16 protein-coding genes and 1 pseudogene are annotated in these 17380 nt (G+C 72.8%); 13 read left to right on the top strand and 4 right to left on the bottom strand.

Going from position 1 to position 17380, the window contains the following annotated elements; translation table 11 throughout:
* Positions 1-6: 6 nt before the first annotated feature.
* The 10 genes from ABZ934_RS02315 to ABZ934_RS02270 all read left to right on the top strand — a co-directional run bounded on the left by ABZ934_RS02315 (position 7) and on the right by ABZ934_RS02270 (position 10099).
* Positions 7-1023, top strand: coding sequence for a transporter substrate-binding domain-containing protein (locus ABZ934_RS02315; protein ID WP_361307606.1), 1017 nt, complete (start codon positions 7-9; stop codon positions 1021-1023).
* 72 nt (positions 1024-1095) lie between these two features.
* The gene (locus tag ABZ934_RS02310; protein ID WP_361307604.1) at positions 1096-1854 is read left to right on the top strand and encodes a GNAT family N-acetyltransferase; all 759 of its coding nucleotides are present in this window, start codon (positions 1096-1098) and stop codon (positions 1852-1854) included.
* A gap of 150 nt (positions 1855-2004) precedes the next feature.
* A complete protein-coding gene (locus ABZ934_RS02305) occupies positions 2005-3228 on the top strand; it encodes an LLM class flavin-dependent oxidoreductase (protein ID WP_361307602.1) in 1224 nt (407 codons plus the stop codon).
* A 23-nt stretch (positions 3229-3251) separates the two neighbouring features.
* Complete coding sequence (locus tag ABZ934_RS02300; protein WP_361307600.1) at positions 3252-4634, top strand: NtaA/DmoA family FMN-dependent monooxygenase; 1383 nt, start codon at positions 3252-3254, stop codon at positions 4632-4634.
* On the top strand, positions 4631-5692 hold the full coding sequence (locus ABZ934_RS02295) for an LLM class flavin-dependent oxidoreductase (RefSeq protein WP_361307598.1): 1062 nt from the start codon (positions 4631-4633) through the stop codon (positions 5690-5692). Before ABZ934_RS02300 ends, ABZ934_RS02295 begins: the two co-directional genes overlap by 4 nt.
* 10 nt (positions 5693-5702) lie before the next feature.
* Complete coding sequence (locus tag ABZ934_RS02290) at positions 5703-6860, top strand: LLM class flavin-dependent oxidoreductase (RefSeq protein ID WP_361307596.1); 1158 nt, start codon at positions 5703-5705, stop codon at positions 6858-6860.
* Between the two features lie 188 nt (positions 6861-7048).
* Positions 7049-7468 (top strand): aspartate 1-decarboxylase, encoded by a 420-nt coding sequence (panD, locus tag ABZ934_RS02285; protein ID WP_132754471.1) that lies wholly within the window; start codon positions 7049-7051, stop codon positions 7466-7468.
* A gap of 25 nt (positions 7469-7493) precedes the next feature.
* Entirely contained in the window at positions 7494-7847 is a 354-nt protein-coding gene (locus ABZ934_RS02280; protein ID WP_361307593.1) for a GNAT family N-acetyltransferase, read from the top strand.
* Positions 7841-8464 (top strand): arylsulfatase, encoded by a 624-nt coding sequence (locus ABZ934_RS02275; RefSeq protein WP_361308679.1) that lies wholly within the window; start codon positions 7841-7843, stop codon positions 8462-8464. Before ABZ934_RS02280 ends, ABZ934_RS02275 begins: the two co-directional genes overlap by 7 nt.
* 393 nt (positions 8465-8857) lie before the next feature.
* Positions 8858-10099 carry a transglycosylase family protein gene (locus ABZ934_RS02270; protein WP_361307591.1) on the top strand — a complete coding sequence of 414 codons (1242 nt, stop codon included), beginning with the start codon at positions 8858-8860 and terminating at the stop codon, positions 10097-10099.
* 24 nt (positions 10100-10123) lie between these two features.
* On the opposite strand, the pseudogene ABZ934_RS02265 reads toward ABZ934_RS02270, so the two are convergent.
* Positions 10124-10939, bottom strand: a pseudogene (locus ABZ934_RS02265) (DMT family transporter); the annotation flags it as partial.
* Positions 10940-11218: 279 nt separating this feature from the next.
* Here ABZ934_RS02265 and ABZ934_RS02260 point away from each other — a divergent pair.
* The 3 genes from ABZ934_RS02260 (at position 11219) to ABZ934_RS02250 (ending at position 14363) form a co-directional block, all read left to right on the top strand.
* A complete protein-coding gene (locus tag ABZ934_RS02260; protein ID WP_361307589.1) occupies positions 11219-12703 on the top strand; it encodes an SDR family NAD(P)-dependent oxidoreductase in 1485 nt (494 codons plus the stop codon).
* 302 nt (positions 12704-13005) lie between these two features.
* Positions 13006-13179, top strand: a complete 174-nt coding sequence (locus tag ABZ934_RS02255; RefSeq protein WP_361308749.1) for a hypothetical protein — start codon at positions 13006-13008, stop codon at positions 13177-13179.
* Positions 13180-13379: 200 nt separating this feature from the next.
* Entirely contained in the window at positions 13380-14363 is a 984-nt protein-coding gene (locus tag ABZ934_RS02250; protein ID WP_361307587.1) for an NAD-dependent epimerase/dehydratase family protein, read from the top strand.
* On the opposite strand, the gene ABZ934_RS02245 is transcribed toward ABZ934_RS02250, so the two are convergent.
* Genes ABZ934_RS02245 through ABZ934_RS02235 form a run of 3 tightly spaced genes read right to left on the bottom strand, consistent with a single transcriptional unit; the run spans position 14349 to position 17247 of the window.
* Positions 14349-15788 carry a lipase maturation factor family protein gene (locus tag ABZ934_RS02245; RefSeq protein ID WP_361307585.1) on the bottom strand — a complete coding sequence of 480 codons (1440 nt, stop codon included), beginning with the start codon at positions 15786-15788 and terminating at the stop codon, positions 14349-14351. The genes ABZ934_RS02250 and ABZ934_RS02245 overlap by 15 nt on opposite strands.
* An 11-nt stretch (positions 15789-15799) precedes the next feature.
* Positions 15800-16342: a DUF1990 domain-containing protein gene (locus ABZ934_RS02240; protein WP_361307583.1), complete on the bottom strand. Its 543-nt coding sequence runs from the start codon at positions 16340-16342 to the stop codon at positions 15800-15802.
* Positions 16339-17247 (bottom strand): YndJ family protein, encoded by a 909-nt coding sequence (locus tag ABZ934_RS02235; protein WP_361307581.1) that lies wholly within the window; start codon positions 17245-17247, stop codon positions 16339-16341. The genes ABZ934_RS02240 and ABZ934_RS02235 overlap by 4 nt, the downstream gene beginning before the upstream one ends.
* Between the last annotated feature and the right edge of the window lie 133 nt (positions 17248-17380).

Genomic DNA, 17380 nt, shown 5'->3' with positions numbered 1-17380 from the left:
AACATCATGCAACGCCGACGCTCTCTGCGCACCGGACTTCTTCGCGGCCTCGGCGCCGCCACCGCCACCGTGGCGCTCGCCTCCGGCCTCACCGCGTGCGGGGGCGATGCCGAGGCCACCGGTTCCGGCTCCGGCAAGGTCACCGTCGGCGCGGTGTCCAATGGCGCCGCTCGGCAGGTCGAGCTGTCCGTCCCGGTGGTCGAGTCCCTGCGCGCCGGGCTGCCCGCCGAGGTCCGCGAGCGCGGCGAACTCGTCATCGGGGTCGGCGCGCTGCCCGCCGGCTTCCCACCGTTGGCGTACGTCGGCACCGACCAGAAAACCCTGACCGGAGCGGAACCGGACCTCGGCCGCCTGGTGGCCGCGACGCTCGGGCTCAAGCCGGTGGTGAAGAACTCCACCTGGGAGAACCTCTTCGTCGGCATCGACAGCGGCAAGGTGGACGTGGCCTTCACGAACGTCACGGTCACGGAGGAGCGCAAGAAGAAGTACGAGTTCGCCTCCTACCGGCAGGACAACCTGGCCTTCGAGGTCCTGAAGGACAACCCCTGGAACTTCGGCGGCGACTACCACAGCCTCGCGGGCAAGACGGTGGCGGTCAGTTCCGGCACCAACCAGGAGAAGATCCTGCTGGAGTGGCAGAAGAAGCTCCAGTCCGAGGGCAAGGACGTCACCGTCAAGAATTTCCCCGATACCAACAGCGCCTACCTCGCCCTGAGCGGCAAGAAGATCGACATCAGCTTCGGCCCGAACCCGTCCATCGCCTACCACATCACCCAGACGGCGAGCGGCAAGGCGCCCACGCGCAACGCCGGTTCCTTCTCCGGGGCGGGTGAGTCGCTCCAGGGTCTGATCGCCGGGACCGCGAAGAAGGGCAGCGGGCTCGCCAAGCCGGTGGCGGATGCGGTCAACCATCTGATCAAGAACGGCCAGTACGCGCAGGTGCTGGCCGCCTGGAACCTGACCGACGAGGCCGTGACCACCTCGGAGGTCGACCCGCCGGGCCTGCCGGTGCCCAACTCCTGAATCCCCGGCCCCAGGTCGCGCCACGGACGGAGAGCCCGCCGTATGAGCACCCACGCAGGTCCGAGCACGAGTATGAGCACGAGTGCGAGTCCGCATACGGGCACCCTCGTGTCCCCACACATCCTGGACAACCCGGCCTGGGCCGCGTTGTCCGGCCCGCACGCCGCCTTCGCCGAGCGGGCCGCCCGCCCCGAGACCGACCCCTGCTCCCGAGCCGCACGCTACGCGCCGGACGTCTCACCGTTCGCCGCCCTCGCGGACCCGACCGACCCGGCCTGCTGGGCCGACCTGCGCAGGCTGGTCGGCGACGGGGGGACCGCCGCGCTCGCCGGCGTGCTGACCCCACCCGACGACTGGGAGACCGTCGGCTCGGTCCCCGGCGTCCAACTGGTCGACACCTCGCTGCGCGCCGAACCCGCCCCCGAGGCGGTTCGGCTCGGCCCGCGTGACGTACCGGAGATCCTGGGCCTGATCGACCTCACGAAGCCCGGTCCGTTCCTGCCCCGCACCGTCGAGCTGGGCACGTACCTCGGCATCAGGCACCGGGGCCGGCTGATCGCGATGGCCGGTGAGCGGCTGCGACCGCCCGGCTGGACCGAGATCAGCGCGGTGTGCACCCATCCCGACCACCGGGGCAGGGGGCTGGCGACGCGGCTGGTCCGCGCCGTCGCCGCGGGCATCCGGGAACGGGGCGACGTCCCGTTCCTCCACACCGCCGCGAGCAACACCACGGCGATCCGACTGTACGAGTCGGTCGGCTTCACCCCGCGTCGCCGCCCGTCCTTCATGGCGGTCCGCGCGCCCGGCAACACTGCTGCCAACTCCTCTTAATATCCCGGTCATTGTATGGCACCGCTATCGGGCGTAGCGTTTCCAAGAGATATCGGCGACGGGCCTCTTCCCCGCCCTTTCACATGCCCTCATTCGCGACGCGCATCGGCCTCCTTTTTCGCACGGCCGATCAGGAAGGCGTAATTCGACGTGCCCGCATCCCCGCCCCCATCCGCAAGCACATCAGCGTCTTCCGCCCCGCTGCACCTCGCCGTCGCGCTCGACGGCGCGGGCCGGCACCCTGCCGCCTGGCGGGAGCCGGGTGCCCGGCCCGGCGAACTCTTCACGGCCCGCTACTGGGCCGACGCCGTGGCCGAGGCCGAGGCCGGACTGCTCGACTTCGTCACCTTCGAGGACGCCCTCACCCTCCAGTCCTCCTCGGCCGACCGTCCCGACGGGCGCACGGACCAGGTCCGCGGGCGGCTGGACGCGGTGCTCACCGCCGCCCGCGTCGCACCGCTGACCCGGCACATCGGGCTGGTCCCGACCGTGACCGCCACCCACACCGAGCCCTTCCACATATCCAAGGCGATCGCCACCCTGGACCACGTCAGCCGCGGACGTGCGGGCCTGCGCGTCCGGGTATCACAACTGAGCCTTGAAGCACGGCACTTCGGGCGCCGGGCGGTCCCGCTCCCCGATGCGGAGTCCTATGAGGAGGCCGCCGACCACATCGAGGTGATCCGGAGGCTGTGGGACAGTTGGGACGACGACGCCGAGATCCGGGACGTGGGCACCGGCCGGTTCGTGGACCGGGACAAGCTGCACTACATCGATTTCGAGGGCCGACACTTCAGCGTCAGGGGGCCTTCGATCACCCCCCGTCCACCGCAGGGGCAACCGGTCGTGAGTGCGGCGGGCGCCGCCGGCGCCCTCGGTGACGTCAGCGCGGCGTACGGTCTCATCGCCCGGTCCACGGACGTCGGCTACATCGCCGTGCGCGACGCCGACGGGGCCCGCGCCGCGGTCGCGGAGATCCGGCGGGTCCGGGAATCCGCCGGGCTCGCGGCGCAGCCGCTGCACCTCTTCGCGGACCTCACCGTGTTCCTGGACGAGGACGCCCCGGCGGCCGACGCGCGCCGAAGCCGCCTCGACGCGCTCGCGGAAACCGCGTACAGCAGTGACACCGCGATCTTCACCGGAACCTACGCGCAGTTGGCGGACCTGCTCCAGGACTGGCGGACGGCGGGCCTGTCGGGTTTCCGGCTGCGGCCGGGCGTACTCGCCCACGACCTGCCCGCGATCACCCGGGGGCTGGTGCCGGAGCTCCAACGGCGCGGGGTCTTCCGCCACGCGTACGAGGCGGACACCCTGCGCGGACTTCTGGGCCTGGAGCGCCCGGTCGGCCGTTACGCCGCCCACCCCGTCGCCTGATCCCGGACCCGGAAGGACCCATCATGAGCAGCAAGCCGCTCAAGCAGATCCACCTCGCGGCCCATTTCCCGGGCGTCAACAACACCACCGTGTGGAGCGACCCGGCGGCCGGCAGTCACATCGACTTCGACTCGTTCGTCCATTTCGCGCATACCGCCGAACGCGCCAAGTTCGACTTCCTCTTCCTCGCCGAGGGGCTGCGGCTACGCGAACAGGGCGGGAAGATATACGACTTGGATGTGGTCGGGCGCCCCGACACCTTCACGGTGCTCGCCGCCCTGGCCGCCGTCACCGAGCGCCTCGGGCTGACCGGCACCATCAACTCCACCTTCAACGAGCCCTACGAGGTGGCCCGCCAGTTCGCCTCGCTGGACCACCTTTCCGCGGGTCGGGCCGCGTGGAACGTCGTTACCTCCTGGGACGCCTTCACCGGCGAGAACTTCCGGCGCGGCGGGTTCCTGCCGCGCGAGGAGCGCTACTCGCGCGCGAAGGAGTTCCTGGCCACCGCGACCGAGCTGTTCGACTCCTGGGACGGCTCCGAGGTCGTCGCCGACCCCGTGTCGGGCGCCTTCCTGCGGGACGCGCGGGCCGGGGCCTTCGCCCACCACGGGCGGCATTTCGACATCGAGGGGCACTTCAACGTGCCGCGCAGTCCACAGGGCCGGCCGGTCGTCTTCCAGGCCGGAGACTCCGACGAGGGGCGCGAGTTCGCCGCCGCCAGTGCCGACGCGATCTTCGGCCGGTACGGGACGCTCGACGAGGGACGGGCGTTCTACGCCGACGTCAAGGGCCGCCTTCCCACGTACGGGCGCTCCCCGGACCAGTTGAAGATCCTGCCCGCGGCCACCTTCGTACTCGGCGACACCGACGCCGAGGCGCACGAGATCGCGCACGAGGTCCGCCGCCTCCAGGTCAGCGGGCAGACCGCGATCAAGTACCTGGAGCACGTGTGGAACCGGGACCTGTCCGCCTACGACCCCGACGGCCCGCTGCCCACCGTCGACCCGGAGGTCGGTGAGAACACGATCGCCCTCGGTCGGGCGAGCGTCCGCCAGTTCCGCGACCCGCTCGAAACCGCCCGGCAATGGCGCGAGCTCGCCGAGGCCAAGAAGCTGTCGATCCGCGAGCTCGTCATCGCGACCACCTCACGCCAGACCTTCGTCGGCTCCGCCACCACGGTCGCCGAGTCGATCAACGACCTGGTGCAGGCGGACGCGGCCGACGGGTTCATCCTGGTCCCGCACATCACACCGGGCGGCCTGGACGTCTTCGCCGACACCGTCGTCCCGCTGCTCCAGGAGCGCGGTGTCTTCCGTTCCGAGTACGAGGGCACCACCCTGCGCGATCACCTCGGGCTCTCCGTCCCCGGCGTCGAAGCGCCGGCCCCGCAGGCCGCGGCCTCGTGAAGTTCCTGGCCATCACCCTGATCACGGACTCCGCGGACCCGGTGACGGGAGCCCCCACACCCACCCGTGAGCGGTTTCGCGAGGTGGTCGCCGCCGCGCTGCTCGCGGAGGAACTCGGCTTCGACGGCTTCGGGGTCGGGGAGCGCCACGAGCGGCCGTTCCTGTCGTCCTCGCCGCCCGTGGTGCTCAGCCACATCGCCGCGCTGACCCGCCGGATCCGGCTGTTCACCGCCGTGACCACGCTGAGCCTGCTGGACCCGGTGCGGGCGTACGAGGACTACGCCACGCTCGACCACCTCAGCGACGGTCGCCTGGAGCTGATGATCGGCAAGGGCAACGGCACGGCCCAGCGCGAGCTGTTCCACGTGACGCCCGAGGACCAGTGGGAGCGCAATGCCGAGGGCTACGCGTTGTTCCGGCGGATCTGGCGCGAGGACAAGGTGAGCGCCGAGCCGCGCTTCCGCCCCGCGCTGGCCGGCGCCGAGGTGTTGCCGAGACCCTTTCAGCCGGCCCTGCGGGTGTGGCACGGCAGCGCGACCAGCCGGGAGTCGGTCGAACTCGCGGCGCGCTACGGCGACCCGCTCTTCTCGGCGAACGTCACCCACCCGATCGGTCCGTACGCCGAGCTGATCCGCCACTACCGGGAGCGCTGGGAGCACTACGGGCACGACCCGGCGCACGCGGTCGTCGGCGCGGGCACGGCCGGCTACCACGCGGCCCCCACCTCGCAGCAGGCGGTGGCGGCGTACCGGCCGGTGTTCGCCCGGTACCTCGCCGCCCACGAACGGCAAGGAATCGTTCCCGTCTTCACGACGCCGGAGGACTTCGTCGAGCGGAGCTCGGCACTCGTCGGCAGCCCCCAGCAGGTGATCGAGAAGGTCCACCGCTACCACGAGGCGTTCGGGCACACGGTCCTGCACCTCCAGGCGGAGCCGGGCGGGCTCACTCCCGCGGAGCACCGCGCCTCCCTCGAACTCTTCCAGTCGCAGATCGCCCCGGTGTTGCGCCGCGAGATCCCCGACCCCGTCTTCCCCGACCCCGTCTTCCCCGATCTGTAAGGAGCCCGGCATGTCCGGCATCCCCCTCGGGGTCCTCGACCTCGTCCCCGTCCCGTCCGGTTCCACCGCAGCCGAGGCCCTGCGCCACAGCATCGACCTCGCCCGGCAGGCGGAGGCGTTCGGCTACGCCCGCTACTGGTTCGCCGAACACCACCTCAATCCGGGCGTCGCCGGGACCTCCCCGGCGGTCGTGCTCGCGCTGACCGCCTCCGCGACCTCGACCATCCGGCTGGGCTCCGGCGCCGTCCAGCTCGGGCACCGCACCGCGTTGTCCACGGTCGAGGAGTTCGGCCTGATCGACTCGCTGCACCCCGGGCGCCTGGACCTGGGTCTGGGCCGCTCGGCCGGCCGGCCGCAGTCGCGCACCGGAGAACCGGCATCGCCCGGCACCCCCGTCGTGGACGGGTACACCCCGAACGGACTGCGCATCCCGGCCCGGTTCTCCTTCGAGCACCTGCTGGGCCATCCGCGGGTCGCGCTCCAGCAGCGGCTGCTGAACCTGCCCGGCGCCCAGCCACAGGACTACGCGGAGCAGGTCGAGGACGTCCTGGCGCTGCTGCGGGGCGACTACCGCTCCGCGGAAGGGGTGGAGGCCCATGCCGTCCCGGGGGAGGGTGCCGACGTACAGGTGTGGATCCTGGGCAGCAGTGGCGGGGTCAGCGCGGAGACCGCGGGCCGCAACGGGCTCCGGTTCGCGGCCAACTACCACGTCAGCCCCGCCTCGGTGCTGGAGGCCGTCGAGGGCTACCGGGCCGCCTTCAAGCCGTCCGCCGAGCTCGACCGGCCGTACCTGACGGTGTCCGCCGACGTCGTCGTCGCCGAGGACGACGCGACCGCCCGTGAACTGGCCACCGGATACGCGCCCTGGGTGCGCAGCATCCGTACCGCCGAGGGTGCCATTCCCTTCCCCACACCTGCCGAGGCGCGAGCCCTGCCCTGGACGGAGGCGGACCGGGAACTTGTCGCCGACCGGGTGGACACCCAGTTCGTCGGCTCGCCGCGGACCGTCGCCGATCACCTGGAGCGGCTCCAAGAGGCCACCGGAGCCGACGAGTTGCTGATCACCACCATCACGCACGACCACGCGGACCGGGTCCGGTCCTACCGCCTGCTGGCCGAGGAGTGGCAACGCCGTTCAGTCGCCGGCCGAGCCGCCACCCGCTCTTGAGGCCATGCGCGGGCCGTCAAGCCGGTGCTCCCCGTTTGATCGACCACCGTCCATGAGATCCGGGATCGGGGGGGTGGTCCCGCGGGTGCGTCGTGACAGCTGACCGGACATGCGAATCGTTGTAGGCTGCCGCGACCGCACTTGACCCACGCACGTGGGCAGGGAGCAGACCGACCGGGAGCCACTCGATGCTGCGCACCATGTTCAAGTCCAAGATCCATCGGGCCACCGTCACGCAGGCCGACCTGCACTACGTCGGCTCCGTGACCATCGACGCCGATCTGTTGGACGCAGCCGACCTGCTGCCAGGGGAGCTCGTCCACATCGTGGACATCACCAACGGGGCGCGGCTGGAGACGTACGTCATCGAGGGCGAGCGCGGGTCCGGCGTCATCGGGATCAACGGCGCGGCCGCGCACCTCGTGCACCCCGGCGACCTCGTCATCCTCATCAGCTACGCGCAGGTCGAGGACGCCGAGGCCAGGGCGCTGAAGCCGCGCGTCGTGCACGTCGACGCGGACAACAGGATCATCGAGCTCGGGGCGGACCCCTCCGCCCCGGTTCCCGGGACGGACCAGGAGCGCAGCCCCCACGCGGTGGCTGTCTGACATTTCCGAACAGAGGCGGGGGACCATGGCCGAGAACCAGGCGATCGAGTTCGAGGACGACCGCAAGGCCGGGCGGCTGCTGGCCGTCGAGGACGGGGCGGTGGTCGGGTTCATCGCGTACTTCGTCCTCGACCGGGAGCCCCGCGCGCTGGTCGCCGTACACACCATCGTCGAGCCGGGCCACGAGGGCCGCGGGATCGGCGGGCGGCTGGTGAGGACCTTCTACGGGCTCGCCGCCGCCGACGGCGTTCCCGTCGTCCCGCTCTGCCCCTACGCGGCGAGCTGGGCGGCCAAACACCCCGACGAGGCCCCGGCCGCCCCGGCCGAGGCGGTCGAGGCGGCGAAGGCACGGCTGGAAGCGGACGCCGACCTCTGGTGACCGGCCGCTCCCTGACACTGCTCCACACCTCCCCGGTCCACGTCCCCGTCTTCGACGCGCTGCGGGACCGGAACCACCCCGGAGCCGTGCTGCGGCACCTCGTCGTCCCGGAGCTGCTGGAGCGGGCCCGTACGCACGGGCCCGCGTCGGTGGCCGCGGACGTGCGCGACGCGCTCGCCGGGGCGGACGGACCGGTGCTGGTCACCTGCTCCACGATCGGGGCCGTCGCCGAGGACCTCGCGCCCGGACCCGGGCGGTCCGTCCTGCGGGTGGACCGGCCCATGGCGGCCGAGGCCGTGCGCACCGGGCCGAGGATCGTCGTACTCGCCGCCGTCGAGTCCACCCTCGGCCCGACGGTGGAACTGCTGGAGCAGGAGGCCGCCGGCCGGGCCGTGTCGATCCGTACGCACCTGGTCGCGGGGGCGTGGGAGCGCTTCGCGGCGGGGGACACCGCCGGGTACCTCACCCGGGTGGCCCGCGCCGCGGAGGCGGTCGAAGGCGCGGACGTCATCGTCCTCGCCCAGGCGTCGATGGCCGACGCGGCGGACCTGGTGAGCACCGCGGTCCCGGTCCTGGCCAGTCTCGCCACCGGGCTGGCCGCGGCGCTGCGCCCGTAGGACGTCGGGTACGTCGCCCGGACGCCGCCGGCGGGAGTACCCGCCGGGTTCCGGGGAAGGTGGGGCTTATGGTGCTCAACCTCGTGGTGCTCGACGAAGACCAGACGCAGCCACCCGCCCCGGAACCCGATCCGGTGCCCGCGCCCCCGCCCGGCCCCGGACCCTTCCCGGAGCCCGACCCCGTGCCGCGGCCCGCCCCTCCGGTGCCGGGGCCCGTTCCGGAGCCCGATCCGGTGCCACCGCCCCCCGGGCCGGCCCCGATCCCGCAGCCGGGACCGCTGGGTCTCGGGTAAAGCGTCAAATCCCCCTCGAAGACAGCCGGTTGTCGCTATTGTCAGCCTCCATCGGCGCCGTTCGCCTGTGCGGTTCCGGCACGTCTTCAAGGGGGCTCCCATGGGTGTACGGGGCCGGCACCGCCGGTATCAGCCGAGCAGCATCAACCGCGCCTCGCTCGCCGTCACCGCCGGCGGCGCGGGGATCGCACTCCCGCTCATCGGTGCGGGGGCGGCCCACGCGGCCTCCGTCAGCACCTGGGACAAGGTCGCCGCCTGCGAGTCCACGAACGACTGGCACGTCAACACCGGCAACGGTTACTACGGCGGCCTACAGTTCAGCCAGAGCACCTGGCGCGACTTCGGCGGCACCGCCTTCGCGTCCCGCGCCGACCTGGCCACCAAGGACCAGCAGATCGCGGTCGCCGAGAAGGTGCTCAAGGGGCAAGGGCCCCGCGCCTGGCCCGCCTGCGGGCCGCAGGCCGGGCTCAGCCGCAGCGGTCCCGCCGCCGGCCCGGCGCCCGCCGCGATCCCGCGCCAACAGCAGGCCACACCCGCGGCCGTCCAGGCCCAGGCGCCCGCCCGGGCGCAGAGCGCGCCCCGCCCGACCGGTACCTCGGTCCTGCCGAACCCGTACGTCGTCGCCCCCGGGGACTCGCTCTCGGCGATCGCCACCGACCAGCACGTCGAAGGCGGCTGGCAGGCGCTGTACGAGACCAACCACGACACCATCGGCGGCAACCCGAACCTGATCTTCCCCGGCCAGCGGCTCACCCTGCGCGTCACCACCGCCCCCGTCGCGCCGCCCGTCCAGAACCCGGAGAAGCCGCCGCGCGTCGCCGAGCCGGTCAAGCCCGTACAGCCGGCCGCCCCCAAGCCCGAGCAGACCAAGCCCGCCCCGAAACCCGAGCAGGGCAAACCGGCGGAGTCGGCGTCGGCGAAGCAGGAGACGGCCTCGGGAGGCTTCACCGCGCCCGTCGACGCCGCCATGGGCACGGCGTACCACGTCGCCGGTTCCTCCTGGTCCAGCGGCTACCACACCGGGGTCGACTTCCCGGTGCCGACCGGTACCGGCATCAAGGCCGTCGGCCCCGGCACCGTCCTCTCGGCCGGCTGGGCCGGGGCGTACGGCTACCAGGTCGTCATCCGGCACGCCGACGGCCGGTACTCCCAGTACGCCCACCTCTCCGCCCTCGGCGTGAAGGCCGGGCAGCAGGTCTCCGGCGGACAGCGCATCGGCCGCTCCGGCTCCACCGGCAACGCCACCGGGCCGCACCTCCACTTCGAGATGCGCACCGGGCCCGGGTACGGCACCGACATCGACCCCCTCAGGTACCTCCGCGGGCACGGCGTCGAGATCTGACCCCCGCGCGTGCGGCGGCGCGGCCGTGAGCAGGATCAGGCCGGCCGCCGCCGCCACGGCGCTCACCAGCGCCCCCGCCGTCCCGACGGACCCGTACCGGAAGCCCTCGTCGAACAATGAGAGTCCGACCACCGCGGCCACCACCGGGTCCACCACGGTCACAGTGGCCAGCGGCGCCGCCAGCCCGGCCCCCCGGTAGGCCGCCTGCGACAGCAGCAGCCCGCCGGACGCCAGGACCGCGATGGCCAACAGGTCGGGCCACCGGGCGGCGGGCGCGTCCAGGGAGAAGCCGTCGGCCACCGACTTGGTGAACACCGAGGCCATGCCGAAGGCCGTTCCGGCGGCCGCCGCCAGCAGCACACCACGCAGCACCACCGCCCGGCGCATCCGGTGCGCCGCCAGGAACAGCGCCGCCACCGAGGCCCCCGTCACGATCAGCAGCAAGCCCCGCTCGCCGCCCGTCAACGTCCGCCCCGCGTCCCGGTCGCCGCCCGCCAGCGCCAGGAGTCCGGCCAGGCCGACCGTCGCCAGCAGCGCCCCGCGCCAGGCCGCCGCCCCCGCCCGGCGGCGCACGAACACGGCCGCCATCGGAAGCGCGAAGACGATGGTCAGCGCCCCGAGCGGCTGCACCAGACTCAGCGGCCCGTACGCCAGCGCGACGACGTGCAGCACCGCGCCCAGCCCGTTCAGGGCCACCGCCGCCCACCAGACGGGGCGGCGCAACGGCGCGTAGAGGCGGTCCGGCGTGCCGGCCGCGACCCGCTCCTGGACGATCGCGCCCGTCGCGTACGCGACGGCCGAGGCCAGGCAGAGCAGGACCGACAGCGCCAGTGCACTCATGTTGTCCACAATGCCCGGCCGCGGCGGCTTATTCCTGGCCCGGCCCCGCCCCCGCCCCCGGCCCCGCCCCCTGCCCCACCCGTGTCGCGCCTCTCCCGACCGCTTCCCCGCGAACCACGACGGCCCTCTTCCCGCCTTCCGCAGGGTGACGGCCCCTCGCGCTCCGTGAGGAGGGCGGACACGGGTTTGGTGCCGGGCGCGTGGCCTCCGTACAGTGGCGGTTTTGAGGACTTCCGCAGCAGGCGGATGCGGACGATTGATCAAGGAACGGCAGCGGCCATGACGGTGACCGAAGACAACCACGTGACCGGGGACGGCGCCCAGGCGTACGGCCCGGGCATCGATCCCGACCGGCTGGCCCTCTGCCTCAGCGTCCTCGACGAGCTGGACAAGCTCGACGTCGACCACCCGGACGCCGTCACCGTACGCCGCGCCACCGCCGGCCTCTACCGCACGGTCAAGCAGCGCCGCCGCCAAGAGCGCCGCGCCGCGAAGACCGCCAACGACAAGGCCGTCACCGAGGCGACCGCGACCGGCTCCGCCGAGCGCATCGACGACGAGACCCAGGGCAACGCCCTGACCGCCGCGACCAAGGGCCCGATCGCCGGGATACTCCAGCGTCCGCGCTCCTGCTACATCTGCAAGACGCGCTACGTCGAGGTCGACGCGTTCTACCACCAGCTCTGCCAGGACTGCGCAGCCTTCAACCGCGCGCGCCGCGACGCCCGCACCGATCTGACCGGCCGCCGCGCCCTGCTCACCGGCGGCCGCGCCAAGATCGGCATGTACATCGCGCTGCGGCTGCTGCGCGACGGCGCCCACACCACCATCACCACCCGCTTCCCCAACGACGCGGTCCGTCGCTTCAAGGCGATGCCGGACAGCTCCGAGTGGCTGCACCGCCTGAAGATCGTCGGCATCGACCTCCGCGACCCGGCACAGGTCGTCGCCCTCGCCGACTCGGTCGCCGCCGAGGGCCCGCTCGACATCCTGATCAACAACGCCGCCCAGACCGTGCGCCGGTCCCCGGGCGCGTACCGCGAGCTGGTGGCCGCCGAGAGCGCCCCGCTGCCGGCCGGTGAGCTGCCCTCCGCCGAGGTGATCGGCACCTTCGGCAGCGGCACCGTCGACCGGGTCGCGGCCCTGCCCACCGGCAAGGGCGAGAAGCTCACCGCCCAGGACGTCACCGAGCTCGCCCTGGTCTCCGGTTCCGCCTCGCTGGAGCGGATCGCGGCCGGTACCGCCATCGACGCCGGCGGCCTGGTCCCGGACCTGCACGACACGAACAGCTGGATCCAGACGGTGTCCGAGGTGGACCCGATCGAGCTCCTCGAAGTGCAGCTGTGCAACTCCACGGCGCCGTTCATCCTGATCAGCAAGTTGCGTCCGGCGATGGCCGCCGCCGAGGCCGGTCGCCGCTACGTCGTCAACGTCTCCGCGATGGAAGGCGTCTTCAGCCGCGGCTACAAGGGCGCCGGGCACCCGCACACCAACATGGCGAAGGCCGCGCTGAACATGCTGACGCGCACCAGCGCCCAGGAGATGTTCCAGAAGGACCAGATCCTGATGACCGCCGTCGACACCGGCTGGATCACCGACGAGCGCCCGCACCCGGACAAGGTCCGGCTCGCCGAGGAGGGCTTCCACGCCCCGCTCGACCTGGTGGACGGCGCGGCCCGGGTCTACGACCCGATCGTGCGCGGCGAGGCCGGCGAGGACCTGTACGGCGTCTTCCTCAAGGACTACGCGCCCGCCAACTGGTAGGTCGTACCCGACGGTCCGCGCGCCCCGGCCCTCCCGTGAGGGGGCCGGGGCGTCGTCGTATGCACGCTGCGGGGGGCCGGCGACGCCGACCGGCTGAATTCGGGGCGAAGACACGACGGCGAGAGTGAATTTTGCCTTTCCATCGAGCGGGGCCCCGCTCATATGTGTACTCTGGACCGCATGAAAGGGCCCCACCACGGCCCTCCCTCGCTCCATCACGACGCCACCGCGTCCGGTATCCCTTTCATTCCTGCCCGGCGCGGGGTTCGCCCGCCGGGTTACGCGACACAAAGGAGTGCGCGGTGACAGAACCGAAGAAGTCCGACCAGGTCCTGCTGGAACGGTCGGGGTGGCAGGGCAAGAGCCGCTCCGACGCACTGGGCAGCCTCGAAGTCTGGGCCCGCTCCGCACCGATCCGACTGGCCGGTTACGAAGACGACCTGGCGGAGCCTCACATCCTGCCCGGCATCGACTAGTTGCCGCACGCCGCCGCCCGGCCGGACCGGTCCGGGAGGCGGCCCCGGCGACACAGTGCCCCCGCGCCGGCCCGGCGGCGGGGGCGCCGCACGTATCCCGCGCGTACCCACCGGGTTCCCGCACCGTGTACGCCCTCGGCGTCATCGCTGAGGGCGATCAAGGGTTCCGGCCCAGGGCTCCGGCGGGCAGGCTGACCGGCATGAGACTGCTGATGCTGGGCGGCACCGAATTCGTCGGACGCGCCATCACCGAAGAAGCCGTGGACCTGGGCTGGGACGTCACCGTCTTCCACCGGGGGCACCACGCGCCCCCGCCGGGCACCTCCGCCCTGCACGGGGACCGCACCGGCCCCGACGGCCTGGCCGCGCTCGCCGAGGGGGAGTGGGACCTCGTCGTCGACACCTGGGGCGCGGCCCCCACCGCCGTCCGCGACAGCGCCCGGCTGCTCGCCGGCCGGGCCGGACGGTACGCGTACGTCTCCAGCCGCTCGGTGTACTCCTACCCGGCCCCCGTGGGCCTGGCCGAGGAGGGCCCGCTGGTGGAGGGCTCGCCGGACGCGTCGGCCACCGCCTACGCCGAGGACAAGCGGGGCGGTGAGTTGGCCGCCCTCGACGCCTTCGGCGAACGGGCCCTGCTCGTGCGCGCCGGGCTCATCCTCGGCCCGTACGAGAACGTCGGCCGGCTGCCCTGGTGGCTGGGCCGCGCCGCCCGGGGCGGCCCGATGATCGCGCCGGGCCCGCGTGACCTTCCGCTCCAGTACATCGACGTACGCGACCTCGCGCGCTGGACCCTGCGGGCCGCCCTGGCCGGACACGGCGGCGCGTTCAACCTCGTCTCGCCGTCCGGGCACGCCACGATGGGCGGCCTCCTGGAGGCGTGCGTGAGCGTCACCGGAGGCGGGGCGGAGCTCCGCTGGACCGACCCGGCCGTGATCGAGGCCGCCGGCGTCGAGCCGTGGACGGAGCTGCCCGTCTGGCTCCCGCCGGGCGAACTCCACGACTTCATGTGTCGCGCAGACGTCACGAAGGCCCTGGCCGCCGGCCTGGAATGCCGGCCGGTCGAGGAGACCGTGGCCGACACCTGGGCCTGGCTCCGGTCCCTCGGCGGGGTCGCCCCACAACGCCCCGACCGGCCCATGAAGGGTGTCTCACCGGAACGGGAAGCGGCGCTACTCGGGCTCTGACCAGGCCGCTTCCTCGAGACGGGTGGGCGGCAGGTACTCGCGCAGCAGCCGGCGGTGCCACCACGCGCCGGTTTCGCGCAGCTCGCGCCAGGTGGTGAACCGGTAGCGGTAGAGCCTGGCCCGTACGTACACCGGCGGCGCGTCCGGGAAGGGGTTGTGGCGCAGCAGCCGCAGGGTGTCCCGGTCGTTCGCGAGCAGCCGCTCCGCGAACGGACCGAACCAGTCCCGCGCGTAGCCGGGGGAGAGCGCCGCGAACCACATCAGCCAGTCCAGCCGCAGGTGGTAGGGGGCGAACTGGCGGGGCAGCCGGCGCGGATCGCCCGGTTTGCCCTTGAAGCCGTACTCGCGCCAGTCTCCGTCCGTCCGGGGGACACGCTCGGCGGTGCCCTCCACCACCACCTCGTCGCGGATTCGGCCGACCGTGCCGAACGCCCCGTAGGTGTTGACCAGGTGCAGGGAATCGAAGGAGCGGTTCATCACCTGGCGCCGCGAGAGCATGTTGGCCACCGGATGCCGGCTGAGGACGAGCACCAGCGCGGTCACCGCGCAGACCAGGACCGTGTACCAGAGCGGCGCCGGACTGAAGGCCGCGGCCGGCGGCGGCCCCGCGAGCCCCGTGAAGTCGACGGCGGAGAGCGCGGGCGCGATCGTGATCCAGTTCAGCCAGGCGAAGTTTCCCGAGAGGACCAGCCACAGCTGCGTCGCGACGATGATCCCGGCGGCGTACGAGGCCACGGGCTGGGGGGTGAACAGCAGGACGGGAACGACCAGTTGGGTCACGTGGTTCGCCGCGCACTCCACCCGGTGCAGCGGCTTCGGCAGGTGGTGGAAGAACCAGCTCAGCGGTCCCGGCATCGGCTGCGTCTCGTGGTGGTAGTAGAGGCAGGTGAGCTTGCGCCAGCAGGCGTCGCCGCGCACCTTGATCAGCCCGGCGCCGAACTCGACGCGGAACACCACCCACCGCAGCAGCCACAGCACCAGTACGGGCGGCCCGGTCCGCGCGTTGCCGAGGAAGACGGCGAGGAACCCCACCTCCAGCAGCAGCGACTCCCAGCCGAAGGAGTACCAGGTCTGCCCCACGTTCACGATCGACAGGTAGAGCAGCCACAACACGGCCCACATCGCCATCGCCGCTCCCAGCGGCACGGTGTCCCCGGCGCCCGCCGCGAGGGCGGCGGCCAGTACCGCGCCGGCCCAGGCGCAGCAGGCGAAGAGCCGGTCGGAGTAGCGCCATTGGAACAGGCTCGGGGCGCGGCGGAACGGGACGTAGCGCACGTATCGCGGCACGGGGAGCATGCCGCGCTCCCCGATCAGGGCCCGGAACTGGAGGGCCGCGGCGGTGAAGGCGCAGAGGTAGACGCCGGCCAGGGCCCGCTGGAAGACCAGCCGGCCCAACCAGTAGCCGGGCGCCGTGAACCAGTCCATCACCTCCAGTATCAGGCGGCGGGGGTCCCGGTCGCCAGCCTGCGCAGGGTGCGGCCGAGCAGGCGGGCGTAATTCAGCTGGAGGAAGGGGACCACCGGGCCGCCGAGGCGGGTGTACCAGCGGGCGGGGCGGCTGAAAGCGGTCACCTCGAACCACACGGTGCCGTCGGGGTCCATGAGCACCATGAAGGACTCCTCGCCGGATTCCGGGTGGCCCGTGAGGGTTCCGTAGGAGAAGCCGACGCGGGCGCTCTCGTACGCGGTCCGCAGGATCAGGCAGCGGGCGTCGATGCGCAGGGGGCCGAAGCCGATCCCGACGGTGACCCGGGCGCCGGGCCGCACGGCGCCCGGCTCCGCCAGGACGCGCATGCCCGAGGCGCGGTGGGCGCGGAAGGTGGTCAGCGCGGTCCCGGCCGCCTCGAAGACGGCCGGCCCGTGTCCGATCCGGGTGCGGTGGTGGAGGTGGTGGTATCCGGCGGGCAGCGGGCGGTGCTCCGTCGCGCCCCTTTCCGGGTAGCTGAGGATGTCACGGTCGGTGCTGAGGAGTCGGGTCATCGGGTCATCTCCTGTCGGTCCATGGTGAGCCGGCGCCAGGCCAAGAGCGAGCAGAGGGCGAAGCCGAGCGCGTTCCCGAGGCCGTGGGTGGCGGCCATCCAGGTCAGGGTGGGGTGGGTGATTCCGGTGGCCTCGCCGGTCGCCCACCACAGGGCGAGCAGCATCGTGGCCACCAGGACCCCCGCGGAGGTGGCGAGTAGCGTGCGGGTGGTGCGGTCGCGGGCGCCCGGCCGGATCGCGCGCCAGGTGGTCAGGGCCACCGCCCACATCCCGGTGGTCAGCACGACCGCGCCCACCAGCTCGGCCCAGTCGCCGATGAAGTAGCCGAACAGGACGAGCAGCGTCCCGGTGGGCACGCTGTACGCGGCCCAGCGGGCCAGGGGCGCGCCGGGCCCCGGAGCGGCGCCGGGAGCGGCCTCGGACGGGCGGCCCGCTTCGGCCGCCCGGCACACCAGCCCGGCGACCAGGGCGGCGGCGAACCCGGCGAAGTGGAAGTGCGGGACGGTCAGCTCAAGGACGTCGAGGTCGAAGCCGAAGAGCCGGTACCCGGCACGTTCGGCGACGAGGGCACTGCCGGCGACGGCGGGGGACACGAGCGCGGTGAGCACGGCGGCCTCGGCCGGTGCCGGCAGGCGGTTGCCGGTGCGCGGCGGCGTCCGCACCAGTGGGACGCCCAGCCGGGCCGCTCCGCCGGCCGCCAGGGCCAGGGTTGTCGCCGCGTAGAGAGCGGCGAGCACCGTGGCCGGGGCGCCGCGCGGGAGCCACAGGCACACGGCCCCGGGAGCGGCGAGCAGGGGCCAGAGCCTGGCGGTGCGGCGGAACCAGGCCGGGTCGATCAGGCGCAGGCCGGTAGGGACGACGTAGAGCATGCCCAGCGTGACGATCAGGTTCACGAGTACCGTCACGGCCACTCCCCTGGTTCGATGCGCCGAACGTTCTTGAACGCGTTCAGTCTCGGTCGTGACCTTACGCGCTCTCTTGAACATGTTCAAGGAATGGTTCGGCGCTCCGGTTGCGGGCCGGGCGAGGATGCGGCAG

Source organism: Streptomyces sp. NPDC046557 (genome assembly GCF_040645975.1).
Classification (GTDB): Bacteria; Actinomycetota; Actinomycetes; order Streptomycetales; family Streptomycetaceae; genus Streptomyces.
The sequence above is the reverse complement of the archived record's forward strand: the minus strand, read 5'-3'. Positions and strand labels throughout refer to the sequence as shown.